General features: G+C 64.6%; 17 protein-coding genes. 5 read left to right on the top strand and 12 right to left on the bottom strand.

What is annotated here, in order from left to right; translation table 11 throughout:
* Window positions 1-4: 4 nt before the first annotated feature.
* Window positions 5-1,498: a hypothetical protein gene (locus Q4G22_RS07850; protein ID WP_303385351.1), complete on the top strand. Its 1,494-nt coding sequence runs from the start codon at window positions 5-7 to the stop codon at window positions 1,496-1,498.
* Window positions 1,495-2,733, top strand: coding sequence for a hypothetical protein (locus Q4G22_RS07845; RefSeq protein ID WP_303385350.1), 1,239 nt, complete (start codon window positions 1,495-1,497; stop codon window positions 2,731-2,733). The genes Q4G22_RS07850 and Q4G22_RS07845 overlap by 4 nt, the downstream gene beginning before the upstream one ends.
* A gap of 177 nt (window positions 2,734-2,910) precedes the next feature.
* Here the strand turns inward: Q4G22_RS07845 and Q4G22_RS07840 are convergent, their stop codons facing one another.
* Together Q4G22_RS07840 and Q4G22_RS07835 are read right to left on the bottom strand one after the other, a co-directional pair.
* On the bottom strand, window positions 2,911-3,291 hold the full coding sequence (locus tag Q4G22_RS07840; protein ID WP_303385349.1) for a histidine triad nucleotide-binding protein: 381 nt from the start codon (window positions 3,289-3,291) through the stop codon (window positions 2,911-2,913).
* A gap of 11 nt (window positions 3,292-3,302) precedes the next feature.
* Complete coding sequence (locus tag Q4G22_RS07835; protein ID WP_303385348.1) at window positions 3,303-4,880, bottom strand: DUF5928 domain-containing protein; 1,578 nt, start codon at window positions 4,878-4,880, stop codon at window positions 3,303-3,305.
* Between the two features lie 140 nt (window positions 4,881-5,020).
* Here Q4G22_RS07835 and Q4G22_RS07830 point away from each other — a divergent pair, with 140 nt between their 5' ends.
* Together Q4G22_RS07830 and Q4G22_RS07825 are read left to right on the top strand one after the other, a co-directional pair.
* Window positions 5,021-5,839, top strand: coding sequence for a sulfotransferase family protein (locus Q4G22_RS07830; RefSeq protein ID WP_303385347.1), 819 nt, complete (start codon window positions 5,021-5,023; stop codon window positions 5,837-5,839).
* Window positions 5,840-5,899: 60 nt separating this feature from the next.
* Complete coding sequence (locus Q4G22_RS07825; protein ID WP_303385346.1) at window positions 5,900-6,274, top strand: hypothetical protein; 375 nt, start codon at window positions 5,900-5,902, stop codon at window positions 6,272-6,274.
* A 57-nt stretch (window positions 6,275-6,331) separates the two neighbouring features.
* Here the strand turns inward: Q4G22_RS07825 and Q4G22_RS07820 are convergent, their stop codons facing one another.
* The 4 genes from Q4G22_RS07820 to Q4G22_RS07805 form a co-directional block, all read right to left on the bottom strand.
* Complete coding sequence (locus tag Q4G22_RS07820; protein ID WP_101498706.1) at window positions 6,332-6,565, bottom strand: acyl carrier protein; 234 nt, start codon at window positions 6,563-6,565, stop codon at window positions 6,332-6,334.
* A 201-nt stretch (window positions 6,566-6,766) separates the two neighbouring features.
* Window positions 6,767-7,504 carry a 3-oxoacyl-ACP reductase FabG gene (gene fabG, locus Q4G22_RS07815; protein WP_303385437.1) on the bottom strand — a complete coding sequence of 246 codons (738 nt, stop codon included), beginning with the start codon at window positions 7,502-7,504 and terminating at the stop codon, window positions 6,767-6,769.
* Between the two features lie 67 nt (window positions 7,505-7,571).
* The gene (gene fabD / locus Q4G22_RS07810; RefSeq protein ID WP_303385345.1) at window positions 7,572-8,498 is read right to left on the bottom strand and encodes an ACP S-malonyltransferase; all 927 of its coding nucleotides are present in this window, start codon (window positions 8,496-8,498) and stop codon (window positions 7,572-7,574) included.
* A 123-nt stretch (window positions 8,499-8,621) separates the two neighbouring features.
* Window positions 8,622-9,416, bottom strand: a complete 795-nt coding sequence (locus tag Q4G22_RS07805) for an alpha/beta fold hydrolase (RefSeq protein ID WP_303385344.1) — start codon at window positions 9,414-9,416, stop codon at window positions 8,622-8,624.
* A 74-nt stretch (window positions 9,417-9,490) separates the two neighbouring features.
* Between Q4G22_RS07805 and Q4G22_RS07800 the strand changes: the two genes are divergently transcribed.
* Window positions 9,491-9,847, top strand: a complete 357-nt coding sequence (locus Q4G22_RS07800; RefSeq protein ID WP_303385343.1) for a MerR family transcriptional regulator — start codon at window positions 9,491-9,493, stop codon at window positions 9,845-9,847.
* Between the two features lie 50 nt (window positions 9,848-9,897).
* On the opposite strand, the gene ndk is transcribed toward Q4G22_RS07800, so the two are convergent.
* Genes ndk through Q4G22_RS07770 form a run of 6 tightly spaced genes read right to left on the bottom strand, consistent with a single transcriptional unit; the run spans window position 9,898 to window position 16,160 of the window.
* Entirely contained in the window at window positions 9,898-10,320 is a 423-nt protein-coding gene (gene ndk, locus Q4G22_RS07795; RefSeq protein ID WP_303385342.1) for a nucleoside-diphosphate kinase, read from the bottom strand.
* A 57-nt stretch (window positions 10,321-10,377) separates the two neighbouring features.
* Window positions 10,378-11,583: an FAD-binding oxidoreductase gene (locus Q4G22_RS07790; RefSeq protein ID WP_303385341.1), complete on the bottom strand. Its 1,206-nt coding sequence runs from the start codon at window positions 11,581-11,583 to the stop codon at window positions 10,378-10,380.
* Complete coding sequence (locus Q4G22_RS07785) at window positions 11,580-12,494, bottom strand: NAD-dependent epimerase/dehydratase family protein (protein WP_303385340.1); 915 nt, start codon at window positions 12,492-12,494, stop codon at window positions 11,580-11,582. The genes Q4G22_RS07790 and Q4G22_RS07785 overlap by 4 nt, the downstream gene beginning before the upstream one ends.
* A complete protein-coding gene (locus Q4G22_RS07780) occupies window positions 12,494-13,921 on the bottom strand; it encodes a mannose-1-phosphate guanylyltransferase/mannose-6-phosphate isomerase (protein WP_303385339.1) in 1,428 nt (475 codons plus the stop codon). The genes Q4G22_RS07785 and Q4G22_RS07780 overlap by 1 nt, the downstream gene beginning before the upstream one ends.
* Entirely contained in the window at window positions 13,918-14,991 is a 1,074-nt protein-coding gene (gmd, locus tag Q4G22_RS07775; RefSeq protein WP_303385338.1) for a GDP-mannose 4,6-dehydratase, read from the bottom strand. Before gmd ends, Q4G22_RS07780 begins: the two co-directional genes overlap by 4 nt.
* Window positions 14,988-16,160, bottom strand: coding sequence for a DegT/DnrJ/EryC1/StrS aminotransferase family protein (locus tag Q4G22_RS07770; protein WP_303385337.1), 1,173 nt, complete (start codon window positions 16,158-16,160; stop codon window positions 14,988-14,990). Before Q4G22_RS07770 ends, gmd begins: the two co-directional genes overlap by 4 nt.
* Window positions 16,161-16,248 lie beyond the last annotated feature (88 nt).

Raw genomic sequence — 16,248 nt, 5'->3', positions numbered from 1 at the left:
GCATGTGGGCCAGACCAAGGCTGGCAGCACCTCGATCCAGAACTATCTGGAGGCGCAGGCCGATGTGCTGATTGACCATGGTTTCCTGTTTCCGCGCTCGGTGCTGTCGCGGCAGAACCGCTGGGATCAGGAACGGACACCGGGGCATCTGTCGCTGCTCAGTCTGCGAGAGGACGGAGCGACGGCGGATTTCGACGCCGAACTGGCCGCGCACCCGGATACGGCGGTGATCCTCAGCGCGGAAAACCTGATTGCCGATGTGTCCGACACCCGGCTGCAATGGCTGCGCGATCATTTTGCCGGGTGGCAGGTAGAGATTGTCGCGGTGCTGCGCCCGCAGTTCGACTGGCTGAAATCGCGCTATATCGAGGAAGTGCTTGGCGGCTATCGCGCCAGTGTTCAGCCCTTCCACGACTTCCTGAATACCGAGTTCACACGCGGTGCCGTTTGCTATGATGCGCGGCTGGCGCATCTGGCGCGGATCATGGAGGCGCGCTCGGTCCGGGCGCTTCCGTTTCACGATCCCGCCGCGCCGCTGGTCCGCCGCTTTCTGGATGAGATCGGGACACCTGTCACCGACCCGCAACTGGCCGATGCGATCCACGCCAACCAACGCGAAAAATCGCTGGTCCTGATCGAGACCAAGCGCCGCCTGAACGCGCTGATGCGCGACATGACCCCGCCCGAGCGGCTGGAGGTCGAACACCACCTGCGCCAGACCGCCAAGGCCCTGCCCGCCGATATGCTGGCCACCGCCCTGCCGCCGGTTTTGATGCCGCAATGGCAGATGCAGGCGATGGCGCAGGGCAATGCGGCGCTGATGCAAGCGGGCATTCTGGATGCGCCCCTGCCCCTGGGCGATGCCGGGACGGAACCGGCGGCTGATCTGGCGGATCAGATCGAACCGGCGGTGCAGGCGCTGTTCGCCACCGCGCTGCGGCAGGCCGCTGGCGTCGCCGCCCGCACCGGGGAACCGGCGCGTTTCGCCGATACCGCGCTGTCGCTGACCGAGGCCGAGCTAGAGGCGCTGATGCCCTGGTGGTCGGACAGCGGCGTGTCGGTGCATCTGCGCGATCCGGGGCTGGCGCGGCTGTTTGCCTGTGCGGCAGGGCGCTGGTCGCTGTTGCTGCTGCCTGACGATGCGACGCTGATCGAACAGGCGCTGTCTTATGACGATCTGGCCAGTGCATCGCCCATCACGGTTCTGGCGCAGGATCAGCCCGATGCATCCCTGTGGGACCAGATGAACAGGCTTGGCCCGCTGCTGCTGACCGCGCCCGCGCAGGCGTCTGATGAGGCGGCCTTCGCGGCGCTTGTCACCGCCCTGTCGCCCCACCGTATCCTGCTGACCCGCGCCACACCGACCCAGCCGGCCGGGGCGCTGCCCCCCGGCTATCACCCGCGCATGACCGGGCGGCTGATCCTGCTGGAACGTCACGGCGCTGCTGCCATATCCCTGCCCGCCCCTTCTGACCCGCAAAAGGCCCGCGCCTCATGACGACCATATTTGAACCCGACCATCACGACGCCTCGAATGGCCTTGCCGCCCTGTGGACCCCGGCCCTGCTGTGGCAGCCCCGCCTTGTGGGCGACAGCACAACCACGCCGCTGATCCCGACACTGTTCTGGCTGGCCGACCGGCTGCGGCCCCGGCGGGTGCTGGCGCTGAACGTCGGCGATGGGGCGGCGCTGTTTGCGGTCTGTCAAGCGATGGACAAGGCGTCGGGTGCCGAAGCGGGCGCGCAGGTGATCGGCTGTGGCCACTGGACCGACCCGGCCACGGGCCGCGCGCTGACCGCCGCGCCCGACCGGCTGCTGCGCCACGCCGAACAGATGTATCCCGCGATGCTGCGGCTTCAGGTTGGCGATGCCCCCGCCCCCGCGCCGGATCGCCCCGATCTGATGCTGGTGACGCTGGATGCCGATGCCAGCAACGACGCGCTTGCGGCGCGGATCCGCGACTGGCGCGCGGGATTGGTCGGCGGCGGGCTGCTGGTGCTGGTCGGCGCACCGCGCGGGCTGACGGCGCAGATGGGTGCCGGGCTGTGGCTGGATGTCGGCGCGGGGCTGACGCTGTTGGGGGCAGGCGACGATCTGCCTGCGGCGGTGGCCGATCTGGCGGCGAATGCGCAGGACGGTCAGGCCGCCGGGGCGATCTGCTGGATGTTTCAGCAACTGGGCAGCGCCACGGAAACCGCGCGCCGTGTCGCAATTGCCGAACGACGGGCAACCACACAGGCCGACAAGGCGCGGGCCATGGGCAAGGAGCTGACCCAACTGCGCCAGTCATGGGATGCGCGCGGGCTGGAACTGGCGCGCGCGCAGGCGGCGCTTTATGCCGCCGGAAACCCGCATCCACGGCTGGCCGAACTGGCCGCCGCGCTGGACGAGGCGCGCGCCGATCAAGATCTGGCCAAAGCACAGGCGGCGCAGGAACGGCAGAGCCGCTTTTTCGAAACCGCCGCGCTGACAGCAGAGCTGGAGCGGGTAAGGGCGCAGATCGAGGGCCAGTCAGCCGATACTCTGGCGCAGATCCGCAAACAAATGACCGAGGCGGAAAGCGCACATCAGCGCGACAGTGCAACCAGCAGCGCGACCATCGCCACCCTGACCAAGCGGCTGGCCGATCAGGAACGCGCTCTGACCGCCTATAAGACAGAAGTGCAGGCCAGCACCTCGTGGCGTCTGACCGCGCCGGTGCGGGCGTTGGGCAGAATGCTGAAACGGCGCTGATCTGCACAGGACCGCCCCCGGACGCATGGGCAACCGGGGGCCAGTATGCCGGACCAAAACCGCGCGTTTGCAACCAAATTGGAGTGCAAGCGCAATCCATGGTGGATCACTGCTGCGACCTGAACCGCCCTCAGGGGCCGGGGGGGCAGAATGCCCCCCCGGCATCGCGGGACGCAATCAGTCGCGGCGCGTCAACATCGGCCCCATGCCGCGCCCGCCCAGAATATGCAGATGGAAATGCGGCACTTCCTGAACACCGTGTTCCCCGGCGTTGGTGATCGCGCGAAAACCCGCGCCGCGTTTCAGCGCGACGCCCTCGGCCTCGGCAACCTGACCGCTGAGGCGCAGAAAACCGGCCAGTTCCGCCTCGCTGGCGCGGGCGCAGAAATCGTCAAAGCTGACATAAGCCCCCTTGGGGATTACCAGAACATGCACCGGCGCAGCGGGGTTGATGTCGCGAAACGCCAGTGCGTGGTCATTTTCAGCCACCTTGTCGCAGGGAATCTCGCCACGCAGGATACGGGCAAAGATGTTCTGATCGTCATAAGCCGGGGTCATAGGCTGTCCTTTCAATCGGCAAACAGATGCGGCGTTTCGGCCAGATCATGCGCCAGTTCGTCGGAAACATCCAGAAACCGCGCCAGTGCGGCGGCATTGGCCTGACTGTCGGCATCTACGCGAATCATCCCGAACCGGGGCAAGGTCATGTCGCGCAGGGTTTCGACCTCATGCGCCAGATCGCGGCGCATGACCGGGATCAGCGAATCAATCCGCTCGGTCGAGGTGTCGGGGCCGACCAGACCAATGCGGGCCACATGGCCGCGCAGGTAATCGTCGCTGAAATCACAGTCGATATGCAGCACCCGCAGATCGGCGCGGTCGGCCGCCAGATCGGCCAGAAGCCCCGCATTCGCCGGGTCCAGACACATCACCAGCCGCCCGGCACCAAAATGCTGCATCAGCATCGCGATCATGGCGCGGCGATGGTGGTTGCGCTTGTCCCAGCCCTGTTCCAGCCCGCCCAGATCAGGCAGATGCGCCTCGGATTCGTTGAACAGATAATCCACCGCCGGAATCCCGGTCCGGTCGCGGATTGCCTGCGTCAGCCGTTTAGCGAAATGCCATTTTTTGCACAGGATGACATGCAGCACGTTACCGCTGCCCACCTGCGCCGACGCCTCCCACGCGCGGCGACCAAAGCGCAGACCGATCCGCCCCTGCCGGGTCAGAAAGCCGTGCAATTCCCGCCCCTCGCCCGAGATGGCAAAGTCGCGCCGCCCCGATTGCCATAACTGGCCCAACCGTTCCTTCAGGTCCAGCGCCTCGGGGCTGATCTTGCGCGCGAACAGATAATCCTGCCCCAGCAGCAGGTCATAGTGATCGTTATAAAACGTCACCGGCATTCCGTAATCGGTAAACATCAGAAAGGTCAGCGTCCGGGTGCGGATCTGATCGCGCGGCACCAGATGCGGCACCAGCGTCTGAAAGAACGTCTCGTCCGGAATCCATGTGGTCGCGAAAAACCGCAGGATGTCGCGGCGGCTGTCGCAGAAGGTCAGGATTTTCTCGATCGTTTCGCGGCGCAGGCACCACCATTGGCTGCCGATCATCATCCGCAAACCCTCGGGGATGGGCCGCGACCAGCCCATGCGCTGCTGCCATTCCATGCTGCGATAGAACCAGGTTTTCTGGCGACGCTCGTTGAACCAGTGGCGATAGATCAACCGTTCTTCCTTGATCCCGGTCTTGATCCAGTCGCTTTCGAAAAAGTCAAAAGATTCAATATAATCGCAATCATCCCGATCCAGCAGATCGCGGGCGAACCCGGCTGATTTCACCGGCATGCAATCGCCCGACAGCATATAAAAATGCGTGGCCTGCGGAAAATGAGCCGCCGCCACGCGCACCGCCTCGATCGTGGCGGCAACCAGCGACCATTCGCCCCAGCCACAGCGCACCCGCTTGCGCGCGAATGTCACACGCGGGTTATCGGCCAGTTCAGCGCGGATATGGGCGTAATCCGCCGGTTTTGCATGAGCGTCGAAATGGATCGCAACAAAATCACCCGTCTCGGTCAGTCGGCGAGCCTGCGCCACGATACCTTCGGGGTCCTTGTGACACAGCAGGATAAAGGCAATCCGCGCCATAGGGGTCCATCCGCAAGAATATGAGCCGCTTTTGACCGAACCCGTTGAAAATTCCGGTCCGATTTGCTTTGTGTCTGTGAATGATTTTGGCCGTCTCGGCAAGCACCGGCAGGCATAACAGCCAGAAAAGGCAGAATAACATGGGATTTCCCGGCGTCTGGATGACCGAAAGCGAAAGCCTGATCTATCGCGTGGTCCCGAAATGTGCCTGTTCGTCCATCGGTCAAATCATGTTCCACTCCGATCATGGCAGCTATTTTGATGGCGACATTCACGATGCCAGGGAGGGGCTGCACAAATGGGCACGCCGCGAAAGCGAAGCGCCGATCGAACGCGCCGTGCGCGCACATGACGCCGTGGTGTTCACCTGCGTGCGCAACCCCTACAGCCGCATCCTGTCATCGTTCTTCGACAAGATCGCCGGGATTCAGCGCAACGGCCGCCGCTATCGCGGCAATCTGGTGCCGCAACTGATCCAGCGCTACGGGGTCGAGGTGGGCAGCCCGGATGACGGCTTTGACTTTGATCAGATCAAATCCTTCCGCCGCTTTCTGCTGTTCGCGCGCGACACCATCCGCTGGCGCCGCCCGATGGAACCCGACATCCACTGGTCGGCCATGTCGGGCCATATCGCCACGTTCATTGTGAATGGCGGTCGCTACGATCAGATTTTCTTCACCGAAAAGTTCAACGAAGGGATGCAGCGCGTTCTGGATGCCGCCGATACCCCCGTAACCATGGACGTGGAACAAGTGCCCAAGTTCAACGAATCTGAAGGGCACGGGCCAAAGCGGGCATATAAGGTCAGCGAATATTTCGACGACCTGTCACAGCATCTTGTCTGGGAAATCTACAAAAAGGATTTCCAGCTGTTCCGCTATGATTTCGACAACCCCGACAACAAGATGCCCAAGGACGAGGTTGATCTGGACGAGGTTCACGCAAAACTGGGCCGATAAGGCGATGTGGCTGCCGCTCATCACATTGATCGCGGCCCTCTTGATCCAGAACACCGCAGAATGGCGTGGTGGCGGGCCGCAGTCTCTGGCGTCGTGGTTCCGTCGCCGGATCGTCGCACAAGGCTGCGCGCCGTGCTGTCCGTGTCGCGTTTGCTGCCTGCGTTACTGATTCTGGCGGCAATGCTCTTTCCCTTGTCAGTCGCCCCTATCGCCACGGCAGCTATTGCCGGGGCGCTGGCACAGGTCTCCGCCTTGATCCGGGCAGGTCATCGCCTGCCGGGAACCACGCCGGGGCTGATACTGATGCTGCCCGCAGCGATCTGGCTGTTCGCCGCGCTGGACTGGCCAGTTTGGCCAGCTGCCGCCAGTGCCGCGCTGTCACCGCTTGCCCTGCGGCTGATCTGGCAGCTGGCCGCAAACCGCCGCGCCAAATGAAAACGGCGCCCCCGTTACCGGAAGCGCCGCGATCTTGCCCAAAGGCCGGGTCTGAAATCAGACCGCGCCTTTGATAAAGTTCACCGCATCACCAAAGGTCTGGATGGTCTCGGCTGCATCGTCCGGGATCTCGATGCCGAATTCTTCTTCAAAAGCCATGACCAGCTCAACCGTGTCGAGGCTGTCCGCACCCAGATCATCGATGAACGAGGCGGTTTCAACCACCTTGTCTTCGTCAACGCCCAGGTGTTCCACCACGATCTTCTTCACGCGATCAGCGATATCGCTCATGTCACTTCCTCATGTTCGCGGGCATCCGCCCAACAGCGCCGCCCCTTTGCCCATCATGGGACTCCGGCGGAGCAACGACAGCCGAGGGCGGTTTCCCTTCGGCCTTACGCGGGGGATATAGCAAGCCAAGCCCCCCATGCAACCTTAAACAAAGCAATTCAGACAAGCAGTTCACCCTTTAGGCGGAATGCCGGTCTTTGCTCAGATCATCGCCATGCCGCCATTCACATGCAGCGTGGTGCCGGTAACATACCCCGCCTCGGGGCTGGACAGGAACAGAACGGCGGCGGCGATTTCCGCGGGCGTCCCCATCCGGCCCGAAGGGATCTGCACCAGAATCTTGTTCTTCTGATCGTCGGTCAGCTTGTCGGTCATGGCGGTGCCGATAAAACCGGGGGCCACGCAGTTCACGGTGATATTGCGGCTGGCCACCTCACCCGCCAGTGATTTCGACATGCCCAGCAACGCCGCCTTGGCCGCCGCATAGTTCGCCTGCCCCGGATTGCCGCGCGCCCCCACGATCGAGGTGATATTGACGATCCGCCCCCAGCGGGCACGCATCATCCCCTTCAGAACGGCGCGGCACAGCCGGAAAGAACTGGTCAGGTTCATATCCAGAACCTGCTGCCATTCCTCGTCGGACATGCGCATGAACAGGTTGTCGCGGGTGATCCCGGCGTTGTTCACCAGAATATCGACCGAGCCCATGGCCTCGGCCGCCGCCTTGGGCAGCGCATCCACCGCCGCCGCATCGGACAGATCGCAGGGCAGCACAAAGGCCCGCTCGCCCAGCCGATCCGCCAGTTCCCGCAGCGATGCCTCGCGCGTGCCCGACAGGCCCACGCTCGCTCCGGCCCCATGCAGCGCCTCGGCAATCGCGCCACCGATCCCACCCGAAGCGCCCGTTACCAGCGCCGCCTTACCTGTCAGATCGAACATCCCTGCCTCGTCTTTCGTTTCCAAATATCCCACGGGGGTCCGGGGGTGTGAAACCCCCGGTCCGGCCTTACGCCTTCAGCGCCGTCAGATCGCCCGACACACCAAAGTTGCGAACCGCGACATTCGGGGCGATCCGCCGGATCATCCCCGACAGGGCCTTGCCCGCCCCGATTTCCCAGAACTCGGTCACGCCGCCGTTGGCCATATTCGCCACCGACTCGCGCCAGCGGACCACGCCCGTCACCTGCTCGACCAACAGGCGGCGGATCGCGCCGGGTTCCACCACACCTTCCGCCCGCACATTGGCGACCAAAGGCACCGCGGGCGCCGCAATCTCGACCGCCGACAGTGCCTCGGCCATCACCGCCGCCGCCGGCTGCATCAGCGCGCAATGGAACGGTGCCGACACCGGCAGCATCAGCGCCCGCTTGGCCCCGCGTTCCCTGGCCAGCGCGGCGGCGCGTTCCACCGCATCCTTGTGGCCCGAAATCACCACCTGCGCCGGGTCATTGTCATTGGCGGCCTGACACACCTCGTCCCCCGCCGCATCGCGGGCCAGTTGATCGACGGCATCGAAATCCAGCCCCAAAATGGCCGCCATCGCGCCCTGCCCCACCGGCACCGCCTCTTGCATGGCCTGACCGCGCAGGCGCAGCAGCCGCGCCGTATCGGCCAGCGTCAGCGCGCCAGCTGCGCACAGCGCAGAATATTCCCCCAGCGAATGCCCGGCCACAAAGGCGGCATCGGTCACGGCAAAGCCTTCGGCTTCCAGCGCGCGCATCGCGGCGATGGATGTGGCCATCAGCGCGGGCTGGGCATTACGGGTCAGCGTCAGCGTTTCGGCATCGCCGTCCCAGATTATCGCCGACAGGCTTTCCCCCAAAGCCTCGTCCACCTCGTCAAACACTGCCTTTGCCGCCGGATAGGCGGTGGCCAGATCGCGCCCCATGCCGATGGTCTGTGCGCCTTGGCCCGGAAAAACGAATGCCCGCATCGCCTTGTCCTTTTCACTTGTTTGACACAGCATTAGCGCATCGCACAGGCCCGCCGCAACCTGTAGGACAAGCAAATGAAAAGACTGCCCCGACAGGACAGCCCGGATCTCTGTAACCAACCGTTATGGTTGCCGTTTCAAAAACGCTTTGATTAAGGCAGCCAGATCGTCGGGCCGCTCTGCCGGTGCCAGATGACCCGTCGGCAGTTCCTGATAGTCCGCCCCGGCAATCCGCGCGGCCAGGGAACGCGACTGCGAAACCGGCACCATGTGGTCATATTGACAGCCGATCACCAATGCGGGGGCGGTGATCCCCGGAATGCTGGCCGACACGTCGATATCCAGGTCCAGCGCCACCTGCCGTGCCAGCCCCCGCCAATCCGTATTCGCCACAATCCCGGCCACAGCCTCATCGACCATCGGTGCTGTCCATGCCGCCAGCGCATCCGGGCTGAACCCTGTCAGCAGGATCAACCGGGCCAGCGTCACCCGATCCCGCGCAGCAAGATCGGCCCAAAGGCGGAATTGCAATTGCATGCGCGGGTCTTTCGTATTCTGAAACCCCGCCAGCAAGATCAGCGACAGCACACGGTCTGGCGCATCGCCCGCAAGCTTGGCCGCAAGTGCCGCACCCAGAGAAAACCCCATCAGATGAAAGCTCTGCGCCCCTGCGGCATCCGCAACCGCAAGAATCTGCCCGGCCAGATCATCTGCCCTCAGAACCCCGCCCCCGTCCTTCGTCGCGCCCGAGCCGGAATATTCCGGCCGGATCACCGTCCAGTGTCGGGACAATTGGCCAACGATTGCGCCCCAATTGCTGTCTGCATCGCCGCCGGTGCCGTGAACCAATACCAAAGGCGGGCCGCTGCCATCAATTTTCCATGATATTTCAGCATTTTTGAAACTTGCGAACGGCATGTCCTATCCTTCTGCTTGCACGATTCGCCTGGCAAGCTAAGGTCTGACACCGCTGTCAGGGTCAAGGGCTGAACATGCAGATCGGCACATTATCCAAACGCACCGGCATCAGTGTCAGGATGCTGCGTTATTACGAGGCTGAAGGGTTGCTTTGCCCATCCCGCCGCGCCTCGGGCTATCGTGATTACGGGCCAGAAGACGAAGACACCGTGCGCCGCATCCGCACCCTTAACGAAGCAGGGTTAAGGCTTGAGCTGATCCGCCGCTTTCTGCCCTGCGTCAAAACCAGCAAACCGGATTTCGATCCCTGCCCCGACCTGTTGGCCGCCCTGACACAAGAGGCCGCGCGGCTGGATGACCGCATGGCCGAATTACAGCAAAGCCGTGATATGATCGGCCAGTATCTTCAGGATGTCCGGTCGGGCATGTAAAAAGGGGCCCAAATGGCCCCTTTCCAGAAGATTTCAGGGGTTAGGCGGGCTTAGCCGACCAGTTCCAGACCCGAGAAAAAGAACGCGATCTCGCGCGCTGCCGATTCCGGGCTGTCCGACCCGTGGACCGAGTTTTCGCCCTTGGACAGCGCGAAATCCTTGCGGATGGTGCCCGCATCGGCCTGCGCCGGATCGGTCGCGCCCATCACTTCGCGGTTCTTGGCAATGGCGCCTTCGCCTTCCAGAACCTGCACGACGACGGGTTCCGAGGCCATGAAATCAACCAGTTCGCCGTAGAAGGGGCGCTCTTTGTGTTCGGCATAGAACGCACCAGCCTGAGCGGGCGACAGGTGGATGCGCTTGGACGCGACGACGCGCAGGCCGGCGTCCTCGAATTTGGCAACGATCTTGCCGGTCAGGTTGCGCTTGGTGGCGTCGGGTTTGATGATGGAAAGGGTGCGTTCGGTGGCCATGATGTCCTCGGTTGGCTGTCGCGGGATACGCCCGCGTCACAAGATGCGCGCCGGTTATCAGCCCAGCCGCGCGGGCGCAAGTTCGGGCCAGCCGCCACCGTCCATCGCCTCGGCCAGAATCGCCGCTGTGACCGGACCAAGGGTAAAGCCCTGATGCCCGTGCCCGAAATGCGCCCAAAGGCCCGGCTGGCCGGGCACCGCGCCCACAACCGGCAGCATGTCGGGCATACAAGGGCGCTGTCCCGACCAGACCGGGCCAGCCGGATCACCCACCCCCAACAGCCCCCGCGCCGCCGACAGCCCGCGCGCCAGTTGCGGCGGCGCGGGGTGCGGCGTGCGGCGCAGATCGGCGGCGGTGCAGATGCGCAGCCCCGCCCGCATCGGCGTCAGCACCACACCATGATCGGCATCCACCAGCGGACGGTTCAACGGTGCAGCGCCCTGAAAATGCTGGTGATAGCCGCGTTTCAGGATCATCGGCACCCGCAGCCCGAACCGGGCGCAAAGGCCGGGCGACCATGGGCCAAGCGCGATCACCGCGTGCTGCGCCGAAACACCCGCCGCGCGCCACCCCGCACCGTCGCGCGCCAGATCACCGGCATCGCCCTGCACGATCTGCCCGCCGCGCGCCACGAACAGCGCCGCATAGGCCGCCACCAGCCCGCCCGGATCGGCACAGGTCCATGTGCCGCCCCACAGCACCGCCCCGGCCAGCCGCTGGCGCAAGTCCGGCTCGGCCGCAGCCAGCGCATCGGCGTCCATCACCTCGGCGGGAACGTCGTAATCGCGGGAGAACCGATCCGCCATCACCGCCGCCCGCGCCATTCCGGCCGGGGTGCGGTGGATTTCCAGATAACCGTCACGCCGGATCAGATTATCGGCCCCCGCCGCCGCAATCCATGGGGCATGGGCCGTGGCGGATGCGGGGATCAGGCGGCGATAGGTCGCCACGGCGCGGGCGAATTGCGCAGATCGCGAATGCCCGGCATAGGCCAACAACGCACGCGCCTGCGCCAGCACACCGCCAGGCGTCCAGCGCACATCGCCGCTGCGCCCCAAGCCGATGCGCGCCAGATCGCGCAGGGCCAGCGGCATGGCGTAGGGCTCCACCGCCTCGGTCTGAATGAACCCGGCATTGCCAAAGCTGGTTTCCTGCCCCGGCCCGCGCCGGTCGATCAGCGTGACCTCATGCCCGCATTCCTGCAAGGCCAGCGCGCTGGACACGCCGACCATGCCGGCCCCAAGAATCAGAACCGTGCTCATGTCATCTTTTCACGGCAGGCGGCAATGGCGCGCGACAGCGCCGGGCGGATGTCGGCGGGCGGGGCGTAACCGTGCTGCGCGGCCCGCGCGCTGGACAGCAGCTTGGCCCGCATCCCCTCGGGCCGGGTCAGATCAAAGGTAAAGCGCCCATGCCAACCCGCCAGTTCCGCGATCAGCCCATACCATTCGGCCACGCTGCGATCCACGCCCGCGCCGATGTTCAGCACCGACGGCAGATCGGCCAGCCGGGGCAAGGCGTCCAGCACAAAGCGGGCCAGATGGTCGGCCTCCAGAAACTCGCGCCGGGCCGTGCCGCTGCCCCAGATCTCGACCGTATCGGCCCCGGCGGTCTGCGCCGCGACGATCTTATGGATCGCCGCCGCCAGCAGATGCGCGCCTGCCGTGCCAAAGTGATCGTCCACGCCAAACAGGTTGCAGGGGATCAGGCTGCGATAGGCCCGCCCCGACCCCGACCCCGAGATGTAATCGCACAGCCGCATCCCGGCCAGCTTGGCCAGCGCGTAACCCTCGTTCGTGGGTTCCAGCGGGGCGGCCATCAGGTCGGTTTCACCCAGCGGCTGCCGGTAATCGCGTGGATAGACGCAGCTTGACCCGATGAACAGCAGCCGCCCCACCCCCGCAGCATCGGCGCCGGTGATGACGGCATCGTTCATGCGCAGGTTATCGGTCAGAAACCCCGCCGGATCAGCGATATTGGCTGCGATCCCGCCCACGCGCGCGGCGGCGTGGATCACCGCATCGACCGGGTTCGCCGCCAGCCACGCCGCCACCGCCGCGCGGTCGGTCAGGTCCAGCTCCGCCCGGCTTGGGGCCAGCAAGGTCACGCCGCCCGCCTGCCGCCGGATCGCGCGGCCCAAAAGCCCGTTCCCGCCGGTCAGCCAGACCCGCATCAGCTGCGCGCGTAAACGTCTTCGTAGCGAATGATGTCATCCTCGCCCAGATAGGCGCCGGTCTGCACCTCGATCAGCACCATCGGCACCTTGCCGGGGTTTTCCATCCGGTGGACCGAGCCAAGCGGCACATAAATCGACTGGTTTTCCGTCACCAGCGTCACCTTGTCATCGACCGTCACCCGCGCGGTGCCGCTGACGACGACCCAATGTTCGGCGCGGTGAACATGGCTTTGCAGCGACAGCGCCGCGCCGGGTTTGACCACGATGCGCTTGACCTGAAAACGGTCGTCCAGCGCCAGCGTTTCGAACCAGCCCCAGGGGCGATGATCACGGCGGAATGATTCAGCCTGTTTAGCGCCCTTGGCCTTGAGTGCCGATACCGCCTGCCGCACATCCTGCGCGCGGTTCATGTCGGCGACCAGAACGGCGTCATTGGTGGCGACGACCATCACATCGCGCAGACCGATGCCGACGACCTGAAAATCGTCATGCTCACAGCGCAGCAGCACATTGTCACAGTCAATCGCGGTCGATTGGTCATCCGTCACCACACCGCGTTCGGCGGGGGTATCGCCCTGCTCCTCGCGCCAGACGGCATCCCAGCCGCCCAAGTCCGACCAATGCGCGGAATAGGCGACCACGGCCAGATTCCCGGCCTTTTCCATCACCGCATAGTCGATGGATTCATCGCCCAGCCCGTTCCACGGGTCCGCCGCCAGCCGCAAAAAGCCCAAGTCCGTCTGCGCCTGATCCACGGCTGCCTGCACGGGTTCCAGATAGGCAGGCGCATGGTCGCGGAAGGCCTGAATCATCGTATCGGCCGCAAACAGGAAAATCCCCGCGTTCCACAGGTAATTGCCCTCGGCCAGCATTTCCGCCGCGCGCGCCGCATCGGGCTTTTCCACGAACCGCCGCAGCGGCAGCGCGCCATCGCCAGAACCTGCAACCTCAAGATAACCGTAACCCGTCTCGGGCCGGGTCGGGGTGATGCCAAAGGTGACGATCTTGCCATCCCGCGCCGCCACCGCGCCGGTTTCCACCGCCGCGCGAAAGGCCGCCGCATCAGGGATCACGTGATCGCTTGGCGCGACCAGCAACAGCGCCTTGGGGTCACGCCGCGCCGCCATCAGCGCCGCCGCCAGAACCGCCGGGGCGGTGTTGCGGGGCGAGGGTTCGATCACGATGGCGTCGGGCGTCATGCCGATCTGATCCAGCTGTTCCGCCACGATAAAGCGGAAATCAGCCCCGGTCATCACCACCGGCGCGGCATAGCCCACGCCCGACAACCGCCGCGCCGAATCCTGAAACAGCGAAAAATCGCCGGTCAGATGGGCGAATTGTTTGGGGAAACTTTTGCGCGACACCGGCCAAAGACGGGTGCCAGACCCGCCCGCCAACAACACGGGGATAATATCGTTACTCATTCCAGAACTCCGAATGTGCGGCGTGCCAGCCGCTCTGATTCCAGCAGGCGCCGGTCCTCGGCCACCATTTCGGCGACCAAATTCGCAAAATCGGTGCGGTGCGTCCAGCCCAGACGTTCCCGTGCGCGCGACGGATTGCCTAAAAGCCGTGGCACCTCGGTCGGGCGGAAGTAAACCGGATCAATGCGGATCAGGGTTTCGCCGGTGTCGGCGTCATGGCCCGTCTCGTCCACGCCCTGCCCGCGCCAGTCCAGCGAGATGCCCACCTGCGCAAAAGCAAGGCGGCAGAAATCGCGCACCGAATGACATTCCCCGGTGGCCAGAACATAATCTCCGGGCTGATCTTGCTGCAACATCAGCCACATTCCTTCGGCATAATCGCGGGCATGGCCCCAGTCGCGCAGCGCATCCAGATTGCCCAGATACAGCGTATCTTGCAGACCCAGAGAAATCGCCGCCACCGCCCGGCTGATCTTGCGGGTGACAAAGGTTTCGCCGCGGCGCGGGCTTTCGTGGTTGAACAGGATGCCGTTACTGGCGTGCATCCCATAGCCCTCGCGGTAATTCCGCACGGTCCAGAACGCATACAGCTTGGCCGCCGCATAAGGGGACCGGGGGGCAAAGGGCGTGTCCTCGTCCAGCGCGCCGCCCTGTTGCCCGCCATACAGTTCGGATGTGGACGCCTGATAAAACCGCACCTGATCCGCCATCCCCAGCAGGCGGATCGCCTCCAGCATCCGCAGGGGGCCGATGGCATCCACCTCGGCGGTATATTCGGGCTGATCAAAGCTGACGCGGACATGGCTTTGCGCGGCAAGGTTATAGATCTCGTCCGGGCGGGTGTCGGCGATGATGCGGGTCAGCGTCGTGGCGTCAACCATATCGCCGTAATGCAGATGCAGGCGGCTGCCGGAATGCGGATCAATCGACAGATGGTCGATCCGCCCGGTGTTAAAGCTGGAGGACCGGCGCTTGATCCCGTGAACCTCGTATCCCTTGGCCAGCAGCAGTTCGGCCAGATAGCTGCCGTCCTGCCCGGTGATGCCGGTTATCAGCGCGCGTTTCGTCATGCCCTGCCCATTGCCACGGCGTCGATCACCTGCGCCAGCCGGTCAAGCTGTGCGGTAATCGGGTAATGGTGATTGCCGGTGAACAACCCGTCGCTGTCGATCCGGTCGGCAACGGGGGCAGGGGCTGCGATGTGATCCAGATACGCGATCACCGGGTTTTTCAGGAAATTTCCGGCGACAATGGGCCGCGATTCGATGCCCGCTGCTGTCAGCGCCCCAACCAGTTCCGCCCGCCGCCCGGCCAGCGCGCCCTTCAGCAACAGGGCAAAGCCGAACCACGACGATTCGCCGGTTTCGACCTGAATATCCACATCAGGATGCCCGGCGAACAGGCGCTGAAACTGCGCGGCATTCGCGCGCCGCGCCGCCACGAAGCCATCCAGCTTGGCCAGTTGTGTCAGCCCCACCGCGCCCGACATTTCCAGCGGGCGCAGGTTCCAGCCGGGCAGCACAAAGCGGAACTGCGCCGCGAACGGGTCGGGATCAACGGGCAGATGCGTGTCAGCTGGCAGGCCGCGCGTCCAGCCGTGGGCACGCAGGGACAGCATATTGTCATACAGGCGGCGGTCATCGGTCAGCACAACTCCCCCTTCCATCGTGCAGATATGATGCGAGAAAAACATCGAAAACGTGCCGAACAGCCCGAACGTCCCCGCCGCGCGCCCGTCCAGCCGCGCACCCATGGATTCGCAATTATCCTCGATCAGCACCAGCCCCGCATCGTCGCAGATCGCGCGCAGCCGGGTCAGTGCGGCGGGGTTGCCCAGCAGGTTCACCGCCAGCACGGCGCGGGTGCGCGGGGTGATCGCCGCTGCCACCTGATCCGCATCGATATTCAGCGTATCGGGCTGCACATCCACAAACCGCAGCCGCAGCCCCATCTGACTGACCGGGAAATAGGTGGTGGACCAGCTGACCGCCGGAACGATCACCTCATCCCCCGTCCGCCAGCCCAGATCGGGGTGATAAAACGCCGCCGCCAGCCCCAGCAGATTGGCCGCCGACCCGGATGACACCATCACCGCGAACCGCGCCCCGAAATGCGCGGCAAAACCCGCCTCGAAGGCGGCGACACGCTCGCCCATGGTGAACCGGCCCGAGCCGATCACGTCGTGCAACGCGTCGGTTTCGGCCTGATCCCATGTGGTTGTGGCCAGCGGATAGAACACGGTCAGCCCTTTGATTGTCCGCTGGTGGCGATAACGGAAAACACCGCGCAGGCCAAGGGGCGCGGATCAGGGCGGCATGAGATGACGC

Source organism: Paracoccus sp. (in: a-proteobacteria), from assembly GCF_030538655.1.
Lineage (GTDB): Bacteria > Pseudomonadota > Alphaproteobacteria > Rhodobacterales > Rhodobacteraceae > Paracoccus.
Note: the sequence above shows the minus strand (reverse complement) of the source record. Positions and strands in the feature narration are given on the sequence as shown.

What these genes read in the sequence shown, in the direction of transcription:
- fabD (WP_303385345.1), bottom strand. Translation starts at nt 8,498, where the DNA reads ATGCGGGCATTCGTTTTTCCGGGCCAAGGCGCACAGACCATCGGCATG.
- Q4G22_RS07825 (WP_303385346.1), top strand. Translation starts at nt 5,900, where the DNA reads ATGGCGTGGTGGCGGGCCGCAGTCTCTGGCGTCGTGGTTCCGTCGCCG.
- gmd (WP_303385338.1), bottom strand. Translation starts at nt 14,991, where the DNA reads ATGACGAAACGCGCGCTGATAACCGGCATCACCGGGCAGGACGGCAGC.
- ndk (WP_303385342.1), bottom strand. Translation starts at nt 10,320, where the DNA reads ATGGCCACCGAACGCACCCTTTCCATCATCAAACCCGACGCCACCAAG.
- Q4G22_RS07800 (WP_303385343.1), top strand. Translation starts at nt 9,491, where the DNA reads ATGCAGATCGGCACATTATCCAAACGCACCGGCATCAGTGTCAGGATG.
- fabG (WP_303385437.1), bottom strand. Translation starts at nt 7,504, where the DNA reads ATGTTCGATCTGACAGGTAAGGCGGCGCTGGTAACGGGCGCTTCGGGT.
- Q4G22_RS07780 (WP_303385339.1), bottom strand. Translation starts at nt 13,921, where the DNA reads ATGAGTAACGATATTATCCCCGTGTTGTTGGCGGGCGGGTCTGGCACC.
- Q4G22_RS07830 (WP_303385347.1), top strand. Translation starts at nt 5,021, where the DNA reads ATGGGATTTCCCGGCGTCTGGATGACCGAAAGCGAAAGCCTGATCTAT.
- Q4G22_RS07840 (WP_303385349.1), bottom strand. Translation starts at nt 3,291, where the DNA reads ATGACCCCGGCTTATGACGATCAGAACATCTTTGCCCGTATCCTGCGT.
- Q4G22_RS07785 (WP_303385340.1), bottom strand. Translation starts at nt 12,494, where the DNA reads ATGCGGGTCTGGCTGACCGGCGGGAACGGGCTTTTGGGCCGCGCGATC.
- Q4G22_RS07790 (WP_303385341.1), bottom strand. Translation starts at nt 11,583, where the DNA reads ATGAGCACGGTTCTGATTCTTGGGGCCGGCATGGTCGGCGTGTCCAGC.
- Q4G22_RS07845 (WP_303385350.1), top strand. Translation starts at nt 1,495, where the DNA reads ATGACGACCATATTTGAACCCGACCATCACGACGCCTCGAATGGCCTT.
- Q4G22_RS07820 (WP_101498706.1), bottom strand. Translation starts at nt 6,565, where the DNA reads ATGAGCGATATCGCTGATCGCGTGAAGAAGATCGTGGTGGAACACCTG.
- Q4G22_RS07805 (WP_303385344.1), bottom strand. Translation starts at nt 9,416, where the DNA reads ATGCCGTTCGCAAGTTTCAAAAATGCTGAAATATCATGGAAAATTGAT.
- Q4G22_RS07835 (WP_303385348.1), bottom strand. Translation starts at nt 4,880, where the DNA reads ATGGCGCGGATTGCCTTTATCCTGCTGTGTCACAAGGACCCCGAAGGT.